General features: G+C 72.9%; 17 protein-coding genes. 7 read left to right on the forward strand and 10 right to left on the reverse strand.

Annotated elements, in window-relative coordinates:
- Positions 1-466 precede the first annotated feature (466 nt).
- Positions 467-1,267: an enoyl-CoA hydratase-related protein gene (locus ACIQF6_RS11695; RefSeq protein ID WP_400893205.1), complete on the reverse strand. Its 801-nt coding sequence runs from the start codon at positions 1,265-1,267 to the stop codon at positions 467-469.
- Between the two features lie 291 nt (positions 1,268-1,558).
- Between ACIQF6_RS11695 and ACIQF6_RS11700 the strand changes: the two genes are divergently transcribed.
- A complete protein-coding gene (locus ACIQF6_RS11700) occupies positions 1,559-1,726 on the forward strand; it encodes a DUF3117 domain-containing protein (RefSeq protein ID WP_014137929.1) in 168 nt (55 codons plus the stop codon).
- 107 nt (positions 1,727-1,833) lie between these two features.
- On the opposite strand, the gene ACIQF6_RS11705 is transcribed toward ACIQF6_RS11700, so the two are convergent.
- Positions 1,834-2,508: an O-methyltransferase gene (locus ACIQF6_RS11705; protein WP_400893208.1), complete on the reverse strand. Its 675-nt coding sequence runs from the start codon at positions 2,506-2,508 to the stop codon at positions 1,834-1,836.
- A 247-nt stretch (positions 2,509-2,755) separates the two neighbouring features.
- Here ACIQF6_RS11705 and sigE point away from each other — a divergent pair, with 247 nt between their 5' ends.
- From sigE to ACIQF6_RS11725, 4 genes are all read left to right on the forward strand, one after another.
- Complete coding sequence (gene sigE, locus ACIQF6_RS11710) at positions 2,756-3,469, forward strand: RNA polymerase sigma factor SigE (protein WP_400893896.1); 714 nt, start codon at positions 2,756-2,758, stop codon at positions 3,467-3,469.
- Entirely contained in the window at positions 3,466-4,299 is an 834-nt protein-coding gene (locus ACIQF6_RS11715; RefSeq protein ID WP_400893210.1) for an anti-sigma factor family protein, read from the forward strand. The genes sigE and ACIQF6_RS11715 overlap by 4 nt, the downstream gene beginning before the upstream one ends.
- Positions 4,300-4,430: 131 nt before the next feature.
- On the forward strand, positions 4,431-4,853 hold the full coding sequence (locus tag ACIQF6_RS11720) for a sec-independent translocase (RefSeq protein ID WP_400893213.1): 423 nt from the start codon (positions 4,431-4,433) through the stop codon (positions 4,851-4,853).
- Between the two features lie 220 nt (positions 4,854-5,073).
- Positions 5,074-5,730, forward strand: a complete 657-nt coding sequence (locus tag ACIQF6_RS11725; protein WP_400893216.1) for a hypothetical protein — start codon at positions 5,074-5,076, stop codon at positions 5,728-5,730.
- 62 nt (positions 5,731-5,792) lie between these two features.
- Here ACIQF6_RS11725 and ACIQF6_RS11730 read toward each other — a convergent pair whose 3' ends face one another.
- From ACIQF6_RS11730 to ACIQF6_RS11745, 4 genes are all read right to left on the reverse strand, one after another.
- Positions 5,793-6,953: an Mrp/NBP35 family ATP-binding protein gene (locus tag ACIQF6_RS11730; protein ID WP_400893218.1), complete on the reverse strand. Its 1,161-nt coding sequence runs from the start codon at positions 6,951-6,953 to the stop codon at positions 5,793-5,795.
- A gap of 56 nt (positions 6,954-7,009) precedes the next feature.
- Positions 7,010-7,639 carry a DUF1003 domain-containing protein gene (locus tag ACIQF6_RS11735; protein ID WP_400893220.1) on the reverse strand — a complete coding sequence of 210 codons (630 nt, stop codon included), beginning with the start codon at positions 7,637-7,639 and terminating at the stop codon, positions 7,010-7,012.
- Positions 7,629-8,909, reverse strand: coding sequence for a magnesium transporter MgtE N-terminal domain-containing protein (locus ACIQF6_RS11740; RefSeq protein WP_400893222.1), 1,281 nt, complete (start codon positions 8,907-8,909; stop codon positions 7,629-7,631). The genes ACIQF6_RS11735 and ACIQF6_RS11740 overlap by 11 nt, the downstream gene beginning before the upstream one ends.
- Before the next feature lie 339 nt (positions 8,910-9,248).
- Positions 9,249-9,782, reverse strand: a complete 534-nt coding sequence (locus ACIQF6_RS11745) for a pyridoxamine 5'-phosphate oxidase family protein (protein WP_400893225.1) — start codon at positions 9,780-9,782, stop codon at positions 9,249-9,251.
- Positions 9,783-9,904: 122 nt separating this feature from the next.
- Here ACIQF6_RS11745 and ACIQF6_RS11750 point away from each other — a divergent pair, with 122 nt between their 5' ends.
- Positions 9,905-10,825 carry a DMT family transporter gene (locus tag ACIQF6_RS11750; protein ID WP_400893227.1) on the forward strand — a complete coding sequence of 307 codons (921 nt, stop codon included), beginning with the start codon at positions 9,905-9,907 and terminating at the stop codon, positions 10,823-10,825.
- Positions 10,826-10,841: 16 nt separating this feature from the next.
- On the opposite strand, the gene corA is transcribed toward ACIQF6_RS11750, so the two are convergent.
- Positions 10,842-11,957 (reverse strand): magnesium/cobalt transporter CorA, encoded by a 1,116-nt coding sequence (corA, locus tag ACIQF6_RS11755; protein ID WP_400893229.1) that lies wholly within the window; start codon positions 11,955-11,957, stop codon positions 10,842-10,844.
- Positions 11,958-12,393: 436 nt separating this feature from the next.
- Here corA and ACIQF6_RS11760 point away from each other — a divergent pair, with 436 nt between their 5' ends.
- Positions 12,394-13,044, forward strand: coding sequence for a suppressor of fused domain protein (locus tag ACIQF6_RS11760; protein ID WP_400893231.1), 651 nt, complete (start codon positions 12,394-12,396; stop codon positions 13,042-13,044).
- Between the two features lie 15 nt (positions 13,045-13,059).
- Here the strand turns inward: ACIQF6_RS11760 and ACIQF6_RS11765 are convergent, their stop codons facing one another.
- The 3 genes from ACIQF6_RS11765 to ACIQF6_RS11775 form a co-directional block, all read right to left on the reverse strand.
- On the reverse strand, positions 13,060-13,680 hold the full coding sequence (locus ACIQF6_RS11765) for a MarC family protein (protein ID WP_400893233.1): 621 nt from the start codon (positions 13,678-13,680) through the stop codon (positions 13,060-13,062).
- Between the two features lie 55 nt (positions 13,681-13,735).
- A complete protein-coding gene (locus ACIQF6_RS11770; RefSeq protein ID WP_400893237.1) occupies positions 13,736-14,584 on the reverse strand; it encodes a PHP domain-containing protein in 849 nt (282 codons plus the stop codon).
- 73 nt (positions 14,585-14,657) lie between these two features.
- The gene (locus ACIQF6_RS11775; protein ID WP_400893240.1) at positions 14,658-15,296 is read right to left on the reverse strand and encodes a DUF6758 family protein; all 639 of its coding nucleotides are present in this window, start codon (positions 15,294-15,296) and stop codon (positions 14,658-14,660) included.
- Positions 15,297-15,416: the final 120 nt, after the last annotated feature.

The following is a 15,416-nucleotide window of genomic DNA, read 5'->3' on the forward strand; positions in this document are numbered from 1 at the left end:
CGGCCGGGCTGGTTTGCCGTCCGAGTATCCACGCCCCACCGTCCACGGACCTTCCCGCCCGTGCTCTCCCGCGTCGCGCAGTTCCCCGCGCCCCTGTCGGGGCGCGGGATTGGAGCCGGGGCGAAGCTGGCTGCGGCTTCGGTGTTGTGCTCGTTCCGTTCGCCGGCCGTGCCGGGTTGGCCGTCCGGGCGGCCGCAGTCGGCTGCCCGCGGACCTTCCCGCTTCGCGCCTTCCCGCTTCGCGCTTCGCGGCAGGTCCCCGCGCCCCTGGCGGGGCGCGGGGGTGCAGGCGGGAGGAAGCAGGCTTCGCCCGTTCGTCGGCCGGGCCGGGTTGGCGTCAGGGTGGCCGCAGGCGGCCGTCCACGGCCCGGCCCGCCCGTGCTCTTCCGTTCCGCGTGGTGCTGGCCCCTGAGGTGCCCTCAGTGTCTTGGCGGGGCGCGGTGATCCCCACCCCCCGTTCGTCGGGGCTACTTGCCCACGAAGGTGGGCTTCTCCTTGGCGACGAAGGCGGTCACGGCGATTCGGTGGTCCTCGCTGTTGCCGGCGGCGGTCTGCAACTCTTCTTCCTTGTCGAGGAGTTCGTCCAGGGAGTGGGAGGCGGCGTACGCCAGGGACTCCTTGATCGCGCCGTAGGCGAAGGTCGGGCCGGTTGCCAGGGTGAGGGCGAACTCGTGGGCGGTGGCGGCGAGTTCGGCGGCGGGGACGACGCGGGTGGCGAGGCCCAGTGCCAGCGCTTCTTCGGCGCGGACGGTGCGGGGGAGCATCAGGAGTTCGGTGGCGCGGGCGTGGCCGACCAGGCGGGGGAGGGTCCAGGAGGCGCCGGAGTCGGTGGTGAGGGCGACGCCGGCGAAGGAGGTGTTGAAGCCGGCGGTGTCGGCGACGATCCGGAAGTCGCAGGCGAAGGCGAGCGAGGCGCCGGCGCCGGCCGCGATGCCGTTGACGGCGGCGACGGTGGGCTTGCGCATTCCGGCGAGGGCGCGGACCAGCGGGTTGTAGTGCTCGGCGACGGTGCGCAGCGCGCTCTCGCCGGTGTCCTGCTGGTGGCGCAGCAGGCCGAGGTGCTCCTTGAGGTCCTGGCCGACGCAGAAGGCCTTCTCGCCGGCGCCGGTGAGCAGCACGGCCCGGACGTCGGGGTCGGTCGCGGCGGTGATGACGGCGTCCCGGAGGGCGACCTTGGTGTCGACGTCGAGGGCGTTCATGGCGTCGGCGCGGTCGATGGTGAGGACGGCGAGGGCGCCGTCGCGGTGGTAGCGCACGGTGTCGGACATCGGTGAGGGCTCCCGGGTCGCGGTGGGCTGTCGTGGCACAGCATGCCGGAGTGCGGCCGGGTGGGGGAGTGTGAGGTGGCGCACCTCCGGCGGGCGTGTCGGAGTGCGACGGGATGCGGCTTTCGGCTGGTAATCAATGCCTTGGTGCGGGTTCGGGAGGCTTGGCGCAGAGAGTGATGTTGGTCATCGAGCGGTCGCATGCGGGATAATGGCTTCCGATCAATGCGTTCGATACCGGCGGTGGACGGACTGCCGGTGCGTACCTGAACGGTTGCAGGAAGGGGAACGAGCATGGCGGCCATGAAGCCGCGGACGGGTGACGGCCCGCTGGAGGTAACCAAGGAGGGGCGGGGCATCATCATGCGAGTTCCGCTCGAAGGGGGCGGCCGCCTGGTGGTGGAGCTGACGCCGGACGAGGCGGACGCTCTCGGCGAGGCTCTGAAGAAGGCCTGCGGCTGACCTGAGCAGGTACTGCCACTCGCACGTCCCGGATGCCCCGGGAGGTGTTCGACGGGCCCGGTCCCCCGGTTGCGGGGAGCGGGCCCGTTCCGCTGTTCGCGGGCGGCTCAGCGCTTGACCGCGCAGAGCAGGCCGTCGCTGACCGGGAGCAGGGCGGGCAGCAGGGTGTCGCTCTCCCGGATGTCGGCGACCAGGTCGCGCACGGCGCGGGTCTGCGGGTCGTCGACGTCGGGTTCGGCGAGTCGGCCCTCCTGGAAGACGCCCTCGAAGCAGACCACGCCGCGCGGCCGGAGCAGCCGCATCGCCTCGGTGAGGTGGAAGCCGGAGTCGGCCGGGTCGCCGTCGCAGAACACCAGGTCGTACTGGCCGTCGGCGAGTCGCGGCAGGACGTCGCGGGCCCGGCCGGGGATGAAGCGGGCCCGGTTGGCGGCGAATCCGGCGGCCAGGTACGCCTCGCGGGCGTACTGCTGGCGGACGGGTTCGGAGTCGACGGTGGTGAGCACGCCGTCGGCCCGCATGCCGCGCAGCAGGTAGACGCCGGACACTCCGGTGCCGGTGCCGATCTCGACCACCGCCTTGGCGTCCAGCGCGGCGGCCAGCAGGCGCAGGGCCGCGCCGCCGCTGGGGCCGATCGCAGGTATGCCGGTGCGGGCCGACTGGGCCCGGGCGTAGGTCAGCACTGCGTCCTCGCCGACGTAGGTGTCGGCGAGGGCCACTCGCTGGGGCCCGAACTCGGTGATGGCTGCCTCTTCCGGAGCGCCGGTGTCGATGCAAGTCGACAAATTCCAGCGACAGACTACTGGCCGTCCGGGAACCGCGTTCGACGGCTGGCCGTTGACTTGTCGTGGGTGGCCGGACCACCTGCGGCGGCCGCTGTTCGACCGCTCTTATCCGGGCTTGACGTGTGAGGTGGATATGGTGGTGGCTCTGCTGGGCAGAAGAGCCGACCGAGGAGGTGTGGCCGAGGGCGACGTCCCTGTGCAGCGGCACTCCCGCGGCACCACGTCGGCCCGTACGCCGAAGCCCGTGATGAACCAGTCTGTGCACTCCCCCCTGGACAAGGACAAGCCGACCGCAGCCGACGACTCGGTGGCCGAGGCCCCCGGCACGCTCGCGTCCTTCGCGGAGGGGCCCGACGCGCAGAACTGGACGCCTCCCAGCTGGGAGGAGATCGTCGAGGCGCACAGTGCCCGGGTCTACCGCCTCGCCTACCGGCTGACGGGCAACCAGCACGACGCCGAGGACCTCACGCAGGAGGTCTTCGTCCGGGTGTTCCGCTCGCTGTCCACGTACACCCCCGGCACCTTCGAGGGCTGGCTGCACCGGATCACCACCAACCTGTTCCTGGACATGGTGCGCCGCCGCCAGCGGATCCGCTTCGACGCCCTCGCCGAGGACGCGGCGGAGCGCCTGGCCAGCCGCGAGCCCAGCCCCGCCCAGCACTTCAGCGACACCCACTTCGACGCGGACGTGCAGCAGGCGCTGGACACCCTCGCCCCGGAGTTCCGTGCCGCCGTGGTGCTGTGCGACATCGAGGGCCTCTCCTACGAGGAGATCGCCGCCACCCTCGGGGTGAAGCTCGGCACCGTCCGCAGCCGGATCCACCGCGGCCGCTCGCACCTGCGCGCCGCTCTCAAGCACCGGGCGCCGAACGCCGCCGCGGGCCGTTCGCGCCGGGGCGGCTCCGCCGAACCCGTGCCGGTCGGCGCCGAATTGGGCCGAAGCGACCGGAGGGGGTCATGAGCGACCACGCCCCCGAGCGCGCGGACGCCACCGGCCGCTCGCGCTGGGCGTCGCTGCGCCGTGCCGAGCAGGCCCCGGCGGCGGCCGAGCTGCGTCCCGTCACGGTCCGCCCGGTCGAGCCGGCCGCCGAGGAGCACCACCACCTCGGCGACCGCCTCACGGCCTACCTGGACGGCGAACTCGGCCACGACGCCCGCGAGCGGGTGCAGGCCCACCTGGCGACCTGCCCGGAGTGCCTGGCCGAGGCGGAGGGCGCCCGCGCAGTCAAGCGGGCGCTCAGCAGCGCCGCGATGCCCGGCCCGTCCGCGGCGCTGATGGCCCGGCTGATGGCCGTGGCCGCGCTGCCGGAGGACGAGTCGGGCCCTGATGGGCCGTCGGGCGCCGTGTTCGGCGGCAGCCGGCTGACCGGCGGCTCCTTCGGCCGGGGCGCGGGCTTCGGCGGCGGCGCGCTGGGGGCGGACACCCCGATACCCGGGATCGACCCGCGGGCCGCGCTGTTCGGCTCCCGCCCGTCGGCCGCGCCGCGTCCGCTGGCCGCGCTCGCCGAACTGCCCACGCCCCGCCAGACTCCGGCGCGCGGGCGCCGGCTGGTGTTCGCCGCCGCCGGGGCGTTCTCGGTCGCCGCGGTCACCCTGGGCGGCGTCGGCGGCCTCACCGCGGGCCAGAGCGGCCCCAACCGGCAGCCCGCCAGCGTCACCCCCATCGGCGGGGCGATCGTCCCCGTCAACGCGCAGCAGCAGATGGACGCCCCCGACTATCCGATGCGCGCCAAGCTCCCCGCCAGCCCCGGGCCGTCGCCCACCGATGACCTGCGGCAGGTCCTGCGCTAGCCTGCCTTCACCGGCACGCCGTCGATGTCGGTCGCCCGGGTGGTCTTTACCACGGATTCACCTGAGGGTGACCGGGGAACGGCCGCCCGCGTTTACCCTTGGTTCAGCGTTGTCGGGTGCTGGGAGTTCAGGTGTTCGGAGACATAGGCGGACTCGAGGTCCTGACCATCGCGATCATGGCCATCGTGATCTTCGGTCCGGACAAGCTCCCCAAGCTGATCCAGGACACCATGGGCTTCATTCGCAAGATCCGCGCCTTCGCGGACAACGCGAAGGAAGACATTCGCAGCGAGCTCGGCCCGGAGTTCCAGAACTTCGACTTCGAGGACCTCAACCCGAAGACCTTCGTCCGCAAGCAGCTGCTCGGCGACGGCGACGACCCGCTCGGGCTGAAGGACCTCAAGGACAGCGTCGACCTCAAGTCCGCGCTGAACGGCGAGCCGAGCCGCAGCTCGAACGCCTCGGTGGACTTCTCCAAGCCGGCCGCCCCGGCGAACAGCGGCCCGGCCCTCGCGGCCGGCGAGCGCCCGCCGTTCGACCCGGACGCCACCTGATCGACCGGCACCGACCGGCACCGACCGACCACGACGCCCCGCCCGACAAGGCGGGGCGTCGTCGTCCGCGCCGCTATCGTGTCCTCTACCTCCCCGGAGGGCGGGCACTGTGCGGTCCGTCACGGCCGGCCGTGTCCGGCCCGGTTCTCTCGGCCGGAGGGACCGCGGTGCGCCACCATGGAGCCCGCCCGTGGCAGGAGCACAGCCGAGGAGGCCCCCAGTGGACGCCACGCAAACGACCGCCGACCCCGCCGCCGCGCGTCGGCCCGCCGCCGACCCCCTCGACCCCTACCGCGCCGCCGACTTCCCCTGGTACGGCCTGGACGAGGGCTGGACCGGCCGCCGCTGGCTCGGCCAGGTCGGCAACGGCCAGAACCCACGTGCCGCGCAGTCCGACACCCCCGACTACGGCACCCTCGGCCACGGCGACGAACCCGCCCGCGGACCCGAACCGCGCGACACCCGGCGCTTCGCGGTGGTCGTCACCGTGGCCCGCCGAGAGGTCCGCCGCAGCGCCGACAACACCGGCACCCTGGAGGCCACCTCCGCCTCCTCCGCGGCCTGGCTGGCCGGCGCCGGCCTGCTCGCCGCCACCTGGCCCGGCAACCTCGACCGCACCCTGCGCCAGCACTGGCTCGACCAGCAGTCCACCCTCGCCTGGGACTTGGCCGACGACCTCGAAGGCCCCGCCTGGTCCTCCCTCACCCTCCCCGTCAACGGCGTCCCGCAGCCCTTCCGCTACCGGGAGTCCGAATACGGCTGGGTCCTGGCCGGCGAGGCCCCCGGCGTCCTGATCGGCGCCTACGGCCGCTCGGTGTCTGCGTACGGCATCGGCTTCACCACCGTCCCGGACCTGGAGACGTACGACGGGCGGTAGGGCTCTCCACGCGAACGGCCCCGGGCAGGATGCCCGGGGCCGTTCGTGCTGCTGATGGTCCGTCAGAACTTGTTCTTCGGGGTCAGGCCCAGCGACAGGCCGGAGAGGCCGCGCTGGCGGCCGGAGAGCTTGCCGGCGATGGTGCGCAGGGCGGCGCCGGCGGGGGAGTCGGGGTTGGAGAGGACGACCGGTCGGCCGTCGTCGCCGCCCTCGCGGAGGCGGACGTCGATCGGGATCGAGCCGAGCACCGGGACGGTCGCGCCGACGGTCCGGGTGAGGGCGTCGGCGACGGTCCGGCCGCCGCCGGTGCCGAAGACGTCGATCATCTCGTCGCAGTGCGGGCAGGGCATGCCCGACATGTTCTCGATGACGCCGACGATCTTCTGGTGGGTCTGCAGCGCGATGGTGCCGGCCCGCTCGGCGACCTCGGCGGCGGCCATCTGCGGGGTGGTGACGATCAGGATCTCGGCGTTCGGGACGAGCTGCGCGACCGAGATCGCGATGTCGCCGGTGCCGGGCGGCAGGTCGAGCAGCAGGACGTCCAGGTCGCCCCAGTACACGTCGGCCAGGAACTGCTGCAGCGCGCGGTGCAGCATCGGGCCGCGCCACACCACCGGGGCGTTGCCCGGGGTGAACATGCCGATCGAGATGACCTTCACGCCGTGCGCGGCCGGCGGCATGATCATGTCCTGCACCTGGGTGGGCCGGCCCTCGACGCCCAGCATCCGGGGCACGCTGTGACCGTAGATGTCGGCGTCCACCACGGCGACCTTCAGGCCGTCCGCGGCCAGCGCCGCCGCCAGGTTGACCGTCACCGAGGACTTGCCGACGCCGCCCTTGCCGGACGCCACCGCGTACACCCGGGTCAGGGTGCCCGGCTTGGCGAACGGGATCTCCCGCTCCGGGGCGCCGCCGCGCAGCAGCTGCGAGAGCTCGCGGCGCTGCTCCTCGCTCATCACGTCGAGTTCGACGGAGACGGCGGTGACGCCGGGAACGGCGGACACCGCGTCGGTGACCCGCTGGGTGATCGTCTCGCGCATCGGACAGCCCGAGACGGTGAGGTACACCGCGACCTTCACCGCGCCGCCGTCGCCGATCTCGACGGACTTCACCATGCCGATCTCGGTGATCGGACGGTTGATCTCCGGGTCGTGGACGGTCGCCAGGGCATCCCGGACGGACTGCTCCGTCGCCCCGGCCGCCACCTCAGTCTCGTTGGCCATGTGTTGATGGTACGGCGCTGAGCCCGGCCCCCGACTCGCCGGTAGCGTGCCGCAGGTCACAACGGGTCGGCAGGTTCCCGCCGTTCCTCGATCTCCCGGAGCAGCGACTGGAGTTCCGAGCGGATGAAGTCGCGAGTGGCGACCTCGCCGAGGCCCTGCCGCAACGCCGCGACCTCCCGGGTCAGGTACTCGGTGTCGGCGATGTTGCGGTCGCTGCGGGCCCGGTCCTGCTCCATGTTGACGCGGTCGCGGTCGTCCTGGCGGTTCTGCGCGAGCAGGATCAGCGGGGCCGCGTACGAGGCCTGCAACGACAGCACCAGGGTGAGGAAGATGAACGGGTAGCTGTCGAACCGCACCGACGGCGGGAGCAGGGTGTTCCAGGCCACCCAGGCGACGATCACCACCGTCATCCAGACGATGAACCGTCCGGTGCCCAGGAAGCGGGCGATCCGCTCGGAGAGCTTGCCGAACGCCTCCGGGTCCCACTCGGGCAGCCGGATCAGCCCGGAGGGGCCGGTGCGCGGCTGGTCGAGCCGGGAGCGCTGGCCCGGCGGCTCGATGCGGCGCTCCTCGCGGCGGACGTGCTGCTCGCGGGCCCGCAGTTCGCGCAGTTGGCGCAGCTCCCGCAGCTCGCCCTGGATCCGCTGGCGGGGCGATTCGTGCTGACGCTTGCGGTCACTGTCCATCGGCTGCCTCCTCGGTGGAGATGCCGTGCGCCGAGCCCTCGCGCCAGTCGTCCGGCAGCAGGTGGTCCAGCACGTCGTCGACGGTGACCGCGCCCAGCAGGTGGTCGTCCTCGTCCACGACCGGCGCCGCGACCAGGTTGTAGGTGGCCAGGTAGGAGGTGATCAGCGGCAGCGGGGTGTCCGGCGGCAGCGGGTCGAGGTCGTCGTCCACCATCGAGCCGACCAGCGTGTACGGGGGTTCGCGCAGCAGCCGCTGGAAGTGCACGGTGCCCAGGTAGGTGCCGGTCGGGGTCTCGTTCGGCGGGCGGCAGACGTACACCTGCGCGGCCAGCGCCGGCTTGGTGTCGGAGACCCGGACCCGGGCGAGCGCCTCGGCGACCGACGCGTCGGGCTCCAGCACGATCGGCTCGGTGGTCATCAGGCCACCCGCGGTGTCCTCCTCGTACGACAGCAGCCGGCGCATCTCCGCCGCCTCGGCGGGCTCCATCAGCCGCAGCAGCCGTTCGGCGTCCTCGGCGGGCAGTTCGGACAGCAGGTCGGCCGCGTCGTCCGGGTCCATGGTCTCCAGGATGTCGGCGGCCCGTTCCTCCTTGAGCTTGCCGATGATCTCCACCTGGTCGTCCTCGGGCAGCTCCTCCAGGACGTCCGCGAGCCGGTCGTCGTCGAGGGCCGCCGCGACCTCGGCCCGGCGCTTCGCGGACAGGTGGTGCATGACGTTCGCCAGGTCGGCGGGGCGCAGCTGCTCGAAGGTGGCGAGCAGGTTGGCCGCGCCCTGGCCCTCCTCGGCGAGCGAGAAGCCGGTGACGGCGGACCAGTCGAGCAGCAGCTGCTCGCCCTTGGCCTTGCGCAGCCTGCTGGGGCGGCCGACCTGGACGAAGACCTTGTCGATCTCCCACTCGCGCAGCCGGGTCTGCACCATCGCGACGTCCAGCACCGTCACCTCGTCGGCGGTCTTGGTGCGGGTGACGGTGCGGTCGAGCAGCTCGGCCAGGACCAGGGTCTCCGACGGGCGCTGTTCGAACCGACGCATGTTCAGCAGGCCGGTGGAGAGCACCTGTCCGGACTCCAGGCTGGTCACCCGGGTCATCGGGAGGAAGATCCGGCGGCGGCCGATCACCTCCACCACCAGACCGAGCACCCGGGGCGGGCTGCCACTGAGGCGGAGCGAGACCACGACGTCGCGGACCCGGCCCACCTGGTCGCCGTTCGGGTCGAACACGGCGACGCCGGAGAGGTGGGAGATGAACACGCGGCTGCCGGGGCCCGCCAAAGCGACTCCCTCTCCGGGGAAGCGGATATAACGACCCAAACTTAGCGGGGCGGGCGGTAGGAAAGGGTGATGAACGCACTGCTGGGGCGCGTCGGAGTGGTGACAGCTGCGTGCCCGGGGGCGACAGGGACGCGCTGCCGGGGCGCGCCGGGGCGGCAGGTCATTGCGGTGCCGCGATCTTTCCGACGGGTGCCTTCCGCTTCGCGCAGTTCCCCGCGCCCCTGGGGTCGCACCCTCGCAGTTCCCCGCGCCCCTGGGGTCGCACCCTCGCAGCTTCCCGCGCCCCTGGGGTCGCACCCTCGCAGCTTCCCGTGCCGCTGAGGTCGCGTCCGCCGGCGTTCAGCCCTTGCGCTTCTTCTTGAAGAGGAGCTTGGGCAGGCCCGCCGGGACGGGCTTGCGGGTGGTGGCCGGGGTGGGCACGGGGGCGGCGGTGAGGGCGGTGTCGGGGTGGGGGGCGAGCGGGCCGGTGGGCTCCAGGCGGAGGATCCGGGACTCGCGGGCCCAGCGGTCGCCGATGGTCTCGGTGTCGGGGGCGTTGAGGCGCTTGCCCTTGAGTTCCTCGACGGCGCCGTCCCAGGCGGGGGTGCCGGGGGCGACGGCGGTGACGGTGGCGGCGAAGGCGACGAGGCGGCCGCCCTTGTCCTTGCTGCGCAGGGTGAGGGTGGCGGCGGTGCCGGCGGCGAGCCCGTGCAGGGGCTGCTCGCCGCCGTCGCCGACGACGATCACGGCGCCGTCGTGCCAGGCGTGCCAGAGCGGGCGGGCGTGCGGCTGTCCGGCGGGCTGGACCCAGAGCAGGCCGGACTTCTTGGCGGCTTCCTCCACCATGGCCCGGTCGAGGAAGTCTGCCGCGCTCGCGGTCGTCGTACGCTCCATGCCGCACAGCGTACGGCCTGGCCGTCGGGCGGACGGTCCCATCCCCCGGGACGACAGTGCCATGACGGCGGAACAGCCCTTACCGTGTATCCGCCCACCACCCGCCCGCCGCAAGGAGAACCGTGCCCGCCGCCACTACGACCGCCCCCGCCACCTCCGCGGCGGTCGATCAGCCCCGGCAACTGCCGCGCACCGATCTCCTGCTGCTGGCGGTGTCGATCGCGGGCATCTCGCTGTCCGCCCCGCTGATCAGCGCGACGGCCGCACCGGCGCTGGCCATCGCGTTCTGGCGCAACGGCATGTCGGTGGCGGTGCTGGGCCCGTACGCGCTGTGGCGGCACCGGGCCGAGCTGCGCCGCATCCCGCGGCGGGCGCTGGTGCTGGCGATGGCGGCGGGCGTGCTGCTGGCGCTGCACTTCGCGCTGTGGATGCCGAGCCTGCGGATGACGTCGGTGGCGTCTGCGACGGCGCTGGTGACGACCACTCCGCTGTGGACGATCGTGCTGATGCGGGTGTTCGGGGTGCGCGCGCCGCGGCTGGTGTGGCTGGGCGTGGGGCTGGCGTTCGCGGGCGTGCTGGTGCTCACCGGCGTGGACCTGTCGGTCTCGTCGCGGGCGCTGCTCGGGGACGGGCTGGCGCTGGGCGCGGGCGCGGCGGCGGCCGGGTACATGCTGCTGGGCGCGGAGGTGCGGCGCACCGTGTCGACCACCGCGTACACCCTGGTCTGCTACGCGACGTGCGCGGTGGCGCTGCTGGCGGCGTGTCTGCTGACGGGCACTCGGCTGGCGGGCTGGCCGGCCGGCGCGTGGTGGCAGATCTTCCTGCTGATGGTGACGGCGCAGCTGCTCGGACACTCCTTGAGCAACCGGGTGGTGCGCACGCTGGGCCCGTCGATCACCTCGACGGCGATCCTGCTGGAGACCCCGGGCGCGGCGCTGATCGCGGCGGTGTGGCTGGGCCAGTGGCCGCCGGTCGCCGCCTACCCGGCGGTCGGCCTGATCCTGCTGGGCCTGGTGCTGGTGGCCCGGGCGGAGCGCCGTTGACGCCCCGCCCGCCGCGCTACAGCCAGCCGTTGCGGCGGAAGCCCCGGTACATGCCGACGCAGATCAGTGCGATCACCCCGAGCACGGTCGGGTAGCCGTACGTCCACTGGAGTTCCGGCATGTGTTCGAAGTTCATGCCGTACACGCCGGTGATCATGGTCGGGACGGCGAAGATCGCCGCCCAGGCGGTGATCTTGCGCATGTCCTCGTTCTGGGCGACCGAGACCTGTGCCAGGTTGGCCTGGAGCAGCGAGTTGAGCAGTTCGTCGAAGCCCTGCACCTGCTCGCTGACCCGGGCCAGGTGGTCGGCGACGTCCCGGAAGTACTTCTGCATCTCCGGGTCGACCAGTCGGGCGACCGGCTCGGCGAGCTGGAGCATCGGGCGCAGCAGCGGGGTGACGGCGCGCTTGAACTCCAGTACCTCGCGCTTGAGCTGGTAGACCCGGCCGACGTCGGCGCCGCTGCCGCCGCGGTTGGCGAACACGCCGTACTCGATCTCGTCCACGTCGTTCTGCAGCCGCTCGGCGACCAGCAGGTAGTTGTCCACGACGTGGTCGGCGATCGCGTGCAGCACCGCGGCCGGGCCGTTGGCGAGCAGGCCGGTGCCCTCCGCGTCGGCCTCCAGGCGGTGCCGCAGCGTGCGCAGCGAGGAGTGCGCGCCGTGCCGGACGGTGATCACGAAGTCCGGACCGGCGAACACCATCAGCTCGCCGGTCTCGACCACCTCGCTGGTCGGGGTGAGCTGCTCGTGCTCGATGTAGCGGACGGTCTTGAACACCGCGAAGAGCATGTTGTCGTATCGCTCGACCTTGGGGCGCTGGTGCGCGTGCACCGCGTCCTCGACGGCCAGCGGGTGCAGGCCGAAGCGCTGCGCGATGCCCTCGAACTCGGCCTCGGTGGGCTCGTGCAGTCCGATCCAGCTGAACGACCCGGGCCCGCTCTGGTGGGCCGCCTTCACCTGGCGGGCGGCCTCGCGCGGGCTGCAGGTCTCGCCGATGCGCTTGCCGTGCTGGTAGACGGCGCAGTCCACCACCGCGGACGGGGCTTCGCCGATGGGCAGTTCGAGGTCGTCACCGGTGCGGCGGCGGGTCGGACGGACGACTGCGGCGCGCAGGTTGTTGATCATCGACATGGCGCGGACTCCTTGGGCCGGACCGGCGCGCGCCCGGGCATGGCAGGGCGAACACGACGGCGGGAAACACCGGTGGACACGCCGGAGCCGATGGTGCGTCAGAAAGCCGTTGCTGGGCGGGTTTCGACGGCTCGGCCCCGGGGAAGGTGCTCTCCCGGCCGGACGCCACGCTGCGTGCGAGCCCAGGTCAGCCGTGCAGGCGGCGGGCCAGGGTGGGCCGGAGAGAGCTGCCGGTACTGCATGGTCGACTGCTGTCCACCGTGACCACCTCCTCCACGCCGGGGCCCGCGCGGGGGCCGTCGCGGCCATGGTTCGTATTCACAAGGCCGACCGCTCACATTAACAGCTCTTTCCCGTGCGGAGACCCGCAGTTCGGCGTAGCCCGGGTAAAGGTCGGGCCAAAGCTTCCGGCCGCCGCGCGCGCTAAGGTCGCGGCATGGCGCACGACTTCCCGCTCTTCGGCGACTTCTCCGACCCCGACGCAGGCCACGCCGCCGGCCCGACCCGGCAGGCCGTCCTGGCCGCCGTGGAGGCCCGGCTGATCAGTACCTTCGGCGAACCCTCCGGCCGCGCCGCGATCACCTTCGTCGGCGCGGACCGGATCGAGGTGCTGCGCTTCGGCCCGGACGCCGACGGCCTGGTCCGCTACGCGACGCTCGGCATGTCCGCCGCGCCGATGGCCGACCCGGCCGCGCCGGTCGCCGACCCGGTGCGCGGACCGCGCGCCGAGCTGGTGCTGACCGTGCGCGGCGGCCAGGACGAGGTGCACCGGGCGCTGGTGGTGTTCGCCGCCAGCCCCCAGGTGGAGGGCCTGGTGGTGGCCCCCGGCGGTTCGCTCGACCTGGGCTCCCCGCTGTGGACCGGCGCCCCGTTCACCTCGGTGCTGGCCGCCGAGCCCGGCGGCCTGGTCGAGGACCTCGAACTCCCGGCCCCCGCCGAGCCGGTGCGCTTCCTGCCGTTGCTTCCGATGACGCCCAACGAGGCCGCGTTCAAGCGGGTCCAGGGTGCGGGCGCGCTGGAGGAGCGGTGGCTGAAGCACGGCACCGACCTGCGCGACCCGAACCGCCGAGGCGTATCCCTGGACTGACTTCCGGTCGGCCCGCTATTTCGGATGGGCCTCGATGAAGCCGAACACCCCGTTGGCCACCAGCTGTGCGGCGATCGCCGACAGCAGCAGGCCGGACAGCCGGGTGATCAGGACCACGCCGCCGTCCTTGATCACCCGGATGATCGACAGTGAGAACCGCATGGTCAGCCAGAGCAGCAGGTGCATGACCGCGATGGCGGACCAGAGGGCCAGGTGCTGCGTCGCGGTCCTGGCCTGCTGCACGGCCAGGATGACCGCGACGATCGCTCCCGGCCCGGCCAGCAGCGGGGTGCCCAGGGGGACCAGGGCGACGTTGACGTCCTTGGTCTGGGTGGGCTCCTCGATCCGGCCGGTCAGCAGGTCGAGAGCGATCAGCAGCAGCAGGACCCCGCCGGAGACCTGGAGTGCCGGGATCGACACGTGCAGGTAGCCGAGGATCTGGTGCCCGAAGAGTCCGAAGCAGGTGATCACCCCGAGCGCAACGACGGTGGCCTGCCAGGCCATCCGGCGCTGTGCCTTGTGCGTCCGCCCGGAGGTGAGCGCCAGGAAGATCGGCATGATGCCGGGGGGATCCATGATCACGAAAAGTGTGACGAACAGTGAGCCGAAGACCTTGCCGTCGATGGCGTCGTTCATGGCGGGATTGTGGGCGCTCGGGTCGTTCGGGTGCGATGGGACGCGCCGGGGGTTTTCACGCGGTGATGGGCTTGGCTCCGGTCGCCTGTGCCACCAGTGCTTCGTACACCGCCGGGTCGGTGGTGCACTCACCCAGCCGGACGGTCTTGCGGCTGCCGTGGTAGTCGCTGGAGCCCGTCACCAGCAGTCCCAACTCCCGTGCCAGGCCGCGCAGTCGGGACCGGGTCGGTTCGTCGTGGTCGATGTGGTCGACCTCCAGCCCGGCCAGCCCGGCCGCCGCAAGATCGGCGATCACCTGGTCCGACACCGTCCGGCCGCGCTTGACCGCTCCGGGGTGAGCGAAAACCGGTACGCCCCCCGCCTCCCGCACGAGCCGCACCGCGAGCGCCGGGTCGGTCTCGTGCTTGCGAACGTCCGCCCTCCCCTCGTTGGCGAGCCACTCGGGCGTGAACGCGTCCGAGACGCTCGCCACCACGCCGGCCTCCACCAGCGCGGACGCGATGTGCGGACGGCCCACCGAGCCGTCCCCGGCGATCCGCTGCACCTGCTCCCAGCTGATCGGCGCGCCCAGCTCCCGGCAGCGCTCCACGATCGCCCGCGCGCGGCGGAACCGGTCGGTGCGCACCAGCTCCCGCTCCGCCGCGAACGCCGGCTCCGCCGGGTCGAAGAGGTACGCCAGCAGGTGCATGCTGATCCCGCCCACCTGGCAGGAGAGTTCGGCGCCCGGCACCAGGGTCAGCCCCGTCCCGGCGAGCGCGGCCGCCGCCCCGGGGTGCCCGGCCACCGTGTCGTGGTCGGTCAGCGCCACCACGTCCAGGCCCGCGGCCACCGCGTTGGCGACCAGTTCGGCCGGGGAGTCTGTGCCGTCCGAGGCATTGCTGTGGGCGTGCAGATCGATACGCATGCCGCCCAGGATAGGGAGCGGCCGGGGGGCGGCGGCAGCGGCCCGAACAGCGCTCTGCGGGGCGGGGGAGCGGTCAGCCGAGCAGGCGGGGGGAGAGCGCTCCGCAGGGCAGCAGGCCCAGTTCGGCGCCCGCGTCGCGCAGGTCCGTCAGCACCAGCTCGTCGTGCATCAGCAGCGCGGACTGCTCGGGCCAGGCGATCGCCCACAGCCACAGCCCGCGCGCCTCGCCGACGTACACCGCGCGGTCGTCCGGGGCACCCGGGACATGGAACATCGGGGTCGGTCGGCCGGCCGCCATCAGCTTGGCGTCCGCGGGCTTGTACAGCCCCACCGACTCGCCCGGGTCCGGCCCGTCCAGCCCGGCGTAGCGGGCGCCCAGGCCGATGCCGAGCTCCTCGGCCACCAGCACCAGTTCGCCGAACCCGCCGAGCGGGGCCGGCCCCGAGCAGGCGACGGCGGTGGCGCGGGCGCCCGACAGGTCGTCACCCGCGTGCGCGATGCCGGTGAACAGCCAGCCGACCGGCAGCGGCCAGGGCATCCAGACGGGGACCTGCGAGCGGTTCACGGCGACGTTCAGGGCCTCGACACTGGGGGGCAGCACCGGCTGCATCGGGTGCACCGCTCCGTGCCGGTCGCACTGCCAGGTGTCGGAGAAGAGACCGGGGGCGCGGACCCGACCGGCACACCGCGGACAGCTTGGCTCGCCCCTCATAACCGACAACGGTCCTCCCTCCGGACTGCTGCGTCAAGGACGATCACCCGTAAGGAGTCCGTCGCGAGCCGCCCCCGGCAACGGCCCGGGTCCGGCAGGGTGATGTCCCGGGCCACGCAC

Origin of the sequence: Kitasatospora sp. NPDC092948 (assembly GCF_044754805.1) — a bacterium.
Classification (GTDB): domain Bacteria; phylum Actinomycetota; class Actinomycetes; order Streptomycetales; family Streptomycetaceae; genus Kitasatospora.